7 protein-coding genes are annotated in these 8,252 nt (G+C 60.6%); 2 read left to right on the top strand and 5 right to left on the bottom strand.

The window, feature by feature from the left end; all coding sequences use genetic code 11:
* Together EXQ56_14390 and EXQ56_14385 are read right to left on the bottom strand one after the other, a co-directional pair.
* On the bottom strand, positions 1 to 614 hold a 614-nt coding region (locus EXQ56_14390; GenBank protein ID MSO21611.1), incomplete at its 3' end, for a glycosyltransferase family 2 protein.
* Complete coding sequence (locus tag EXQ56_14385; protein ID MSO21610.1) at positions 611 to 1,720, bottom strand: glycosyltransferase; 1,110 nt, start codon at positions 1,718 to 1,720, stop codon at positions 611 to 613. The genes EXQ56_14385 and EXQ56_14390, both read right to left, overlap by 4 nt.
* Positions 1,721 to 1,966: 246 nt before the next feature.
* Here EXQ56_14385 and EXQ56_14380 point away from each other — a divergent pair, with 246 nt between their 5' ends.
* Together EXQ56_14380 and EXQ56_14375 are read left to right on the top strand one after the other, a co-directional pair.
* The gene (locus EXQ56_14380; protein MSO21609.1) at positions 1,967 to 3,436 is read left to right on the top strand and encodes a PEGA domain-containing protein; all 1,470 of its coding nucleotides are present in this window, start codon (positions 1,967 to 1,969) and stop codon (positions 3,434 to 3,436) included.
* Between the two features lie 83 nt (positions 3,437 to 3,519).
* Positions 3,520 to 5,055: an ATP-binding protein gene (locus EXQ56_14375; protein ID MSO21608.1), complete on the top strand. Its 1,536-nt coding sequence runs from the start codon at positions 3,520 to 3,522 to the stop codon at positions 5,053 to 5,055.
* Between the two features lie 49 nt (positions 5,056 to 5,104).
* Here the strand turns inward: EXQ56_14375 and EXQ56_14370 are convergent, their stop codons facing one another.
* From EXQ56_14370 to EXQ56_14360, 3 genes are all read right to left on the bottom strand, one after another.
* Positions 5,105 to 6,145 (bottom strand): hypothetical protein, encoded by a 1,041-nt coding sequence (locus EXQ56_14370; protein MSO21607.1) that lies wholly within the window; start codon positions 6,143 to 6,145, stop codon positions 5,105 to 5,107.
* 265 nt (positions 6,146 to 6,410) lie between these two features.
* Entirely contained in the window at positions 6,411 to 7,673 is a 1,263-nt protein-coding gene (locus EXQ56_14365) for a lytic murein transglycosylase (protein MSO21606.1), read from the bottom strand.
* A complete protein-coding gene (locus tag EXQ56_14360) occupies positions 7,513 to 8,250 on the bottom strand; it encodes a serine/threonine protein kinase (protein ID MSO21605.1) in 738 nt (245 codons plus the stop codon). Before EXQ56_14360 ends, EXQ56_14365 begins: the two co-directional genes overlap by 161 nt.
* Positions 8,251 to 8,252 lie beyond the last annotated feature (2 nt).

Genomic DNA, 8,252 nt, shown 5'->3' with positions numbered 1-8,252 from the left:
TTCAGCCGCAGACAGAGATCCACGTCTTCAAACCACAATGGATAGAAGCGTTCGTCGAACCCGCCCACGGCTTCAAAGGCAGATCGCTGGACCATGAGCGCCGCTCCGGCGGGCTGGTCCACGTTGGCTGGCTGTGTCGGGTCCATGTCCCAAGAGCGGTACCTGCGGTTGACGGGATTGTTGGGAAGTAGCCGGTTAATCAGAAGCATCTCGAAGACCAGCGCGGTGGTCGATGGAAATCGCCGTACCTGAAATCCGCGTTGCGGACGACCGGAGGCATCCACCAGTTGCGCGCCAACGGCTACGCAGTTGGGATTATTCTGAAGTGCGCGCTCCATCGGAGCAAGTGATGAGCGCAGTGCAGTATCCGGGTTCAGGAAGAGCAGAAATTCCCCGTTGGATTGCCGCGCCCCGAAATTGCATCCCCCCGCAAACCCTAGGTTGGCCCCAGGCTCTATCAGTTTCACGCGGGGAAATTTGCGGACCGCGTCGACCGTGCCATCCCGCGACGCGTTATCAACCACGATCAATTCGGCGTCCGTCGGCGCCAGCGATTCCAGGCATCGAGCAATGTGCGCCGCCGAGCTGTAGGTAACGATGATGACGGAGATCATAAAGGTCTTGTCGAAGATTCAGAGATTCGCCGCGACTCGGCGTCTGGCGTGGAACTTGCCGCTGCAACTGGCGGGCGGAATACCGCAAAATACCATCGCCAGAAGGTATCCGGCGCGGGGCGCTGCGCACCGAATTGGTCGGCGTAGATGGCCGCGTCGCCCGCCATCATCCAGCGCTGTAGATTTTGCGCAGCCGCTGGCTCCCAGCGCAATCTGTTACGGAGAGCGCCGGGCAAGGCGGCGATAAATCGCGCCACGCCCGATGCCCATGCCATCAACAACCCTTTGCGCGCCCCCATCAGCATCCACAAGAATTGCCCCCAGACAATTCGTGGCGCATTGCGCAAAAGCAATGATCCAGGCATGTCCTTGGCCAGCAGCAGCAGTTGATTGCGAGTTATCTGCCGGAAAACATAGGGCGATTCCGCTCCTCCGGAACTGGCTCCGCCATGATGGTATGCGATGGCCTGTGGCAGATAATCGCCGCGCGCTCCGGCACGCACGCAGCGCAGAGCGTAGTTCACATCTTCCAGGTAGGAGACAAAGGCTTCATCAAGCAAACCCACCTGCTCGATTACTGCGCGGCGCAGCAAGACCGCGGTCCAACTGGCGGCCAGCAAAGGGTGGGCATGCTCGGCCATAACGTATGGTTGCTTCACGTGCCCGCCTTGTCCCAGCCGCCAAGCCGCACCGCACCGCGCCACGGCATCGCCCGCGTTGTCGATTCGCTCCCCATCCCCAGAGAGTATCTTACCCGCGCAGAATGAACTTTCCGGATGCGTTTCCAGCCAATGGACCAAGTGTTTCAGCCAATCAGCGTGCAACTTCACGTCGTCGTTCAGCACGGCCACATTGGGCGTCGCCGCCGTTCTCAGTCCGGCATTCACTCCGACGGCGAATCCTCGGTTCTCCGGGAGCATGATTAACCCGCAGCCAAACTCCCTCGCAACATCTTCTACTGCCGCGCCGCCACCGTTGGAGACCACAGTAACGCGGAACCGCCGCTCGCTCTGCTGCTCGATCGAGCGCAAGCATTCGCGCAGCAAGTCGGCCCGCCGCCACGCCGGGATGATGATGGTCACAATGGCCGACTCGCTGGCCTGCATGTGCTTCCCTCTCAGTGAATCTTCGGTCCAACTTCGCCGCGTTGTGATTATATCAGCCTGTGAACTCTCACCAGAGTTTGGGGAGGAAAGCCGGCAGTTTAGTGATGCGTCACACTATCGCTCAGGCCAATTCCAATCCCATCCAGGATGTTATACTCAGACTGCGCTACACGGCCTTCCCCTTACCAGTAGCGTGCGGCCTTGGCATGACAGCAGATCACTCAGGGGGTTAGGTTCCGACCCTTCATGATTCCCGAAAAGATTGGCCGCTACATAATTGAAGGTGAATTGGGCCGCGGCGCGATGGGTCAGGTCTATCGCGCGCATGATCCCAACATAGGCCGCCGCCTGGCCATCAAGACCATCCCCTTTGACTCCGGCAATCCCGAGATGCGCGGACGCTTCCAGCGCGAAGCGCAGGCCGCGGGCCGGCTGGCGCATCCTAATATCGTAACCATTTTTGATGCGGGCGAGGAACAGGGCGTCCTCTATATCGCGATGGAGTTGGTCGAAGGCCAGTCGCTCTCCGAGGTTCTAGCCAGCGGGCCGGTCAATTTCGCTCAGGCAATTTCCATTGGGCAACAAATCGCCGCTGGCCTGGCGCACGCGCATGGGCAGGGCATCGTACATCGTGATATCAAGCCAGCCAACATCATGATCGCCGCCGGCGTGGCCGGAAGCGTGGTCAAGATCATGGATTTTGGCGTAGCGCGGCTGGCCAGCTCTGGATTCACCGCGACGGGTCAGATGCTGGGCACTCCCGCCTATCTGCCGCCGGAAGTGATTCGCGGCGAGCCCGCCGATTCGCGGTCGGATATTTTCTCTCTGGGAATCGTTCTTTATGAGTGCCTCACTGGAGTACGGCCATTTAACGGCGACAACATCAGCGCAGTGATGTTCCAAGTCCTCACGTTAAGCCCCACCAGTCCCCATCAGGTGATCCCGCAGGTGCCGCTCGCACTGAGCGCGGTGGTCATGAAGGCCATTGAGAAGCAGCCCTTTGACCGCTTTCAATCGTGTAATGAACTGCACGCCGCGCTGGAGCAGTGCCACGCGGAAAACAGCGCTTTCCATAGCGGCACGACGGCGGAATTATCTCATGGGACAACCGTCCGTTCAGCGATCGCCAGCGTCGCGGCGAAACCGATGCCCACAATGACCACCGCAACGCTTGCAGTGGGCGACTCGCGCACGCAAGCGACTCAATCAACGCTTGCGCCACAAGCGAGTCTCCAGCCCGTCGTGCTAACTAGCGGTCTAAAATGGCAGACTGCGACAGCGGTGGCCGCCGGACTTGTGCTAGTGGCGAGCATCGGTTTCTGGAAAATGCGACAATCCTCATCGCCACCTTTGCCGGGTTCCTCTGCATCGTCCGGCGCGGCCCCGGACGGGACCACAGGCGTGACCACGGGGGCACCCGCGCTTCGGCAACCGGCGCAGACGATGCCACCACCACCGCCGCCACCGGCACGAATCACCGGCACGGTGCAAATTCGCTCCACCCCGCCCGGAGCAAGTATTACGGTGAACAACCAGGAGATAGCCCAGCGCACTCCCGCCAATGTGGAGTTGACTCCCGGCTATCATAAGGTCCGCGTCGAGCTGGAGGGATACTCCGGGCAGAACCGCGACGTAACCATCGAAGCGGGAGAAAACTTCCTGCTGAACATTGAGATGAAGAAGGGCGGCTTCCTCCGCAGGGTCAATCCTTTTTAATTCCTCAAACGTGCTTGCGCTTGCGCCTGCTCAACTGAGAGTGCCATAATGCGCCCTTCACCCTAGCGGAGCGACACTCAGTCATGCACAGGATACTCAGCGCGGCGGTCTTTGGGATTGACGCTTATTTGGTCGAGGTCGAGGTCGACCTGAATCCCGGGCGCTCCGATTATCACTTCACCACCGTGGGCCTGCCCGACACCGCTGTCAAAGAGAGTTCCGACCGCATCCGCGCAGCGCTGCGCAACTGCGGCTATAACTTCCCCGCGCAAAACGTAACCGTGAACCTCGCTCCCGCCGACATGAAGAAGGAAGGCTCGGGCTTTGATCTGCCCATCGCGCTGGGCGTGCTGGCCGGGATGCAGGAGATGCCCAACGCCGATCTATCGAGCTACCTGTTTCTCGGCGAGCTATCGCTGGACGGCATGTTGCGGCCTGTGCGCGGCGCGCTGTCCATCGCCAGCAAGGCGCGCGAGCTGGGCATCCCCAACCTCGTGGTGCCCGCCGCGAATGGGCGCGAGGCGGCGTCCGTGGAAGGCGTGAACGTCTTCGCGTTAAAGAGTCTGCCGGAGGCTATCGACCTGCTGCGCGCACCGATGCACTTCCAGCCCTTGCCACGCGCTGCGGGCGACGAACTCGAGCAGGACAGTCTGACTGGCCATGATTTCCGCGACGTGCGCGGCCAGAACGCCACCAAACGCGCCCTGGAAGTGGCCGCCGCCGGCGGACACAACATCCTGATGATCGGCCCGCCCGGCTCGGGCAAGACCATGCTGGCCAAGCGGCTGGCGACGGTGCTGCCGCGCCTCAGCTTTGAAGAAGCCATCCAGACCACCAAGATCCACTCCGTCTGCGGCCTGCTCGATCCCGCGCAGGGGCTGGTCAGCCAGCGGCCCTTTCGCGCGCCGCATCATACCATCTCTGACGCCGGATTGATTGGCGGCGGCATGATTCCCCGCCCCGGTGAAGTCTCGCTCGCACACAACGGCGTGCTGTTTCTCGATGAGCTGCCGGAGTTTCCGCGCAACGTGCTGGAGGTCATGCGTCAGCCGCTTGAAGACGGTCGCGTTACCATCTCACGCGCGGCTATGTCGCTCACCTTTCCCGCCACGTTTATGCTGGCCGCGGCGATGAACCCCTGTCCCTGCGGCTACTTCAACGACTCTTCGCATGAATGCACATGCACGCCGCCGATAATCCAGCGCTACGTCTCGAAAATCTCCGGGCCGCTGCTGGACCGCATCGATATCCACATTGATGTGCCGGCTGTAAAGTATAAGGAGTTGCGCTCGGATTTGGCGGTGGAAAGTTCCGCGACCATTCGCGGCCGCGTGGAGGTGGCCCGGCAGATACAGCAGGACCGCTTCGCTGCCGCTAAGATTTACTCGAACGCGCAGATGACGCCGCGCCTGATCCGCACCCACTGCGCACTCGACACCGCCTGCGAGCAGATGCTGGAAACCGCCATGACCCGCATGGGCTTGAGCGCCCGCGCACATGACCGCATCCTGAAAGTCGCGCGCACCGTGGCCGACCTCGATGGCGCGGTGCAGATCGCCACCAAGCACATCGCCGAAGCGATTCAATACCGCTCGCTCGACCGCACCTACTGGGCGTAAATGCTACATACTGAAATATTCGGGTCGGTTAACTGGGCCGAATTCAGGGTTACGCGGAAACCGCATCGGAGATCAATTCGGAGGTCTCGGCGGCATCGCCGGCCGGCGAAGCTTTGGCGCTCCAGGCCTGCATCAGATCCAACACTTTTTGGCCCTTCGTCTGCATGTCCATGACGGCGTCCAGCATGGCAATACGAATCTCTTTGGTGTCGTCGGCTTGGCGAATGTGCTTGCTCAGTTGCGACTTGGCGGCGATCAGTTTGGTGGCCAATTCCTGCGATTGAGCCTCCAGCTCCATCATGCGGTCCTGCGAGCCTTCGCTCTCCGCTTCCAGCTTGCGAATCACTTCCAGCGCCGTTTCGCGCTGCTCGCGGAACTGCTCATAGGCCGTGGTGAAATCCTGCTCCAGCGACTGCGTGCGCGCCTCCACTTCCGCATATTGAGCCTGCGCGGCGTCGCGCTCGGCGCCTACGGCATCGATGACCACTTGCGCTTCGTTCAGCCGGTCGGCGGTCTCCGTCGCGCGCGCGGCAGCGGCCTCAGCCTTTTGCAGATAGTCGTCGCGCTCCGCGGCCAATTCCAGAATCTTCTCTTCCGCGACCTGCTCCTGTAGTTGCAGTTGCTCGCGGATGGCAAGCAGTTCCGCATCCATCTGCTTCATCGCTTCGGCATAGGATGGGGACTCGGTGCCAGCGTGAGCCTGAGTTTCCGTGTACATCTGCTGGATCAAGCCTTCGGCGGCCTCCCGATCCCGCAGGTGGTGGGAGCGAGTAACCTGAATCTCCTCCTGTAGACGCAGCACACTTTCTTCCGCCTCACGCAGACGGGCACGACCGGCGTCGCGCTCGGCGGTGATCTGCTGAATCCATTTTTCGGTGGTGGTCTTCTGCTCGGCGATCTGCTTCTTGGCCTCCGCCAACTCCACCTCGACGAAATTGGGACGGTTGGCCGAGAAAGCGAATTTCTGATCGCGATGATTGGCCAGTTGCCGGGTCATTAACTCGGCTGCCCCGCGCTCCTCTTCAATCATCCGCTTCATCTCATTAAGAGTTGCATGAAGCTTGCCGGATTGCTGTCTTTCATTCGCCATAATCACTCCTGCCATTTACGGCCGCCTCAGTTTGCTGCTGCCCACATGACCAATCTATGACATCGGCAATAGTTGGCCAATAGATCAATCGTCTCGATTGGGGGGAGGTCAAGAGTACTAGGACTGGCAGTCAATGCCCTGTTCACATTCAGTTTAGAGCAAACAAAGCCACGCTCGCAAATGAGCGGGTGCGCTTGATTCGCAGGTAGTCCGCCACCGCACCCTCGCGGTCGCGGCTCGGCTACGCCATCAGCAATCAGGGGGATTAGTTCGGAGCAGGTGCCGAAACTGTGTCGGCAAGCGGCGCGCGGCCCAGGGCCGTGCGCAACGCCTCCGCGTAGGACTCGATCGCGCGTGGATAACCGACGGTCTGGCCGTAGTACTTGCCCAGCGCGGCGGTCGCATCGTCATGCCAGCCGTGCTTCACCAGAAAGTTTGCCGCGCTGTGGATGGCATCTTCCATCAGGAAAGGATTAATAATCTGATCACCATCGCCGTCCGCTCCCCACTGCATCACCGAGAACGGCAGAAATTGCGCGGCGCCGAGCGCACCTCCGTAGGAACCCTTCACGGCAAAGCAATCGCCGCCGCGCCTCTGGCAATAGGCCGCCAGCGCGGCCAGATTGTCCGCGGCAAATTTCCAGCGGCGCTCTTCCTCGCGCTGGACCATCAGCGTATAGAACACATTGAAGACCACGTAGTTGCCGGTGTTGCGCCCGAAGTTGCTCTCCATGCGCAACAGGCCCACGATGATTTCCTCCGCAACGCCATATTGCGCCTCGGCGGCATCGAGCGTATGACCATAGCGCGCCACGAAGTCCACGCCCTGGCGAACCGAGGCGGGCGCCACCAGCCCGGCGATAATCTTGTCCCAATCAATATCGCGTGCCGCGACCACGCGAGGCGGAAACACTTCCACGCGGTTGTCGGAAAGCAGCGCCTCGGCTTGTTCGCGAGGCACTCCCTGCGCCTGCATCTGCGACAACAGATACTCCTCGCGCTCCGCAGGCAAACTAGCGGCCAGAGCTGGCGCGGCGATGGCAACGGAAAGAATGACGGCGAGAACGGCGGCAATCATAAGCGGATTTGCCTCCTGCGAAAACGCAATGGAACGGTCATGGATATTGTGACTCTGTTCAGTAAAAATTGCGATGCGCAATTCCAGATATTTTCGCCAGATATTTTCGTGAGTCTCAAGGCCGCCAACAGCGCCCCCAAGAGGACGGCGCCACGGGCCACGCTGCGGACACGGAGAAAGACTTTGAGATGCCGGCGGCCCTGATTGCAAAACCACTGCCACGCGAAATGAGCGATGATGCCACAGCTTCTTAGTGGATTTCACGAAAGGTGGATGGAGGAAGCTTGAATCATCCAGCCAGCGCGCGGGGCAACTGAGCGTCATTTGCCAAGCCACTGGGTGCCTGCGTATTGTGCGCGTAGCGCAACACCTGAAGGTCCGCGGCCAACTCGCCCGCCGAGCGGTAACGCGCGCCGGGATCCTTCGCCAGGCAGCGGCGGAGCACGGCATCCAGTTCCGATGGGAGAGCCCAATTAAGCTGGCGGACGGGAGCTGGCTGATTATGCGCCCCGTTGTAGATAATCTCGGTAACAGAGCGCCCCGAAAATGGCAGGTCCCCGGTGAAAATCCAGTAGAGCGTCACACCGAGAGAAAAGATGTCGCTGGATCGCGCCGCAGCCATGCCATGCAACAGTTCAGGAGCCACAAACTCGGGCGTGCCCGGCACGCCGCTGTCACCTTCACTGGCCTGCGCCTGCCCATCAATATAATTCAACTCCGCACGATTCAGATCAACCAGGCGAGCGATGCCGAAGTCCACCACCTTGGTATGCAGATCGGCGGTCAGCAGCACGTTGGACGGCTTCAGGTCGCGATGAATGATGCCCCGGCAATGGGCATAGTCCACGGCATGTGCAATTTCAATGGCCACATCCAACCGTTGACTCAGGTTCAGCAACTGCTTGCCGAAGCGCGGCGTGAGCGCCTCCTCCAGCGTCTCTCCGTCCACGTACTCCATAACGATGTAGGGATTTCCCTGCTCGTCCTCAGACACATCGAAGATAGTAACCAGACCGGCATGCACCAGCT

The sequence above is a fragment of the Acidobacteriota bacterium genome, assembly GCA_009691245.1.
Taxonomy (GTDB): Bacteria; Acidobacteriota; Terriglobia; order 2-12-FULL-54-10; family 2-12-FULL-54-10; genus SHUM01.
This window is presented reverse-complemented; position numbering and strand designations above follow the sequence as displayed.

What these genes read in the sequence shown, in the direction of transcription:
- EXQ56_14385 (MSO21610.1), bottom strand. Translation starts at nt 1,720, where the DNA reads ATGCAGGCCAGCGAGTCGGCCATTGTGACCATCATCATCCCGGCGTGG.
- EXQ56_14380 (MSO21609.1), top strand. Translation starts at nt 1,967, where the DNA reads ATGATTCCCGAAAAGATTGGCCGCTACATAATTGAAGGTGAATTGGGC.
- EXQ56_14375 (MSO21608.1), top strand. Translation starts at nt 3,520, where the DNA reads ATGCACAGGATACTCAGCGCGGCGGTCTTTGGGATTGACGCTTATTTG.
- EXQ56_14370 (MSO21607.1), bottom strand. Translation starts at nt 6,145, where the DNA reads ATGGCGAATGAAAGACAGCAATCCGGCAAGCTTCATGCAACTCTTAAT.
- EXQ56_14365 (MSO21606.1), bottom strand. Translation starts at nt 7,673, where the DNA reads ATGCCGTGCTCCGCCGCTGCCTGGCGAAGGATCCCGGCGCGCGTTACC.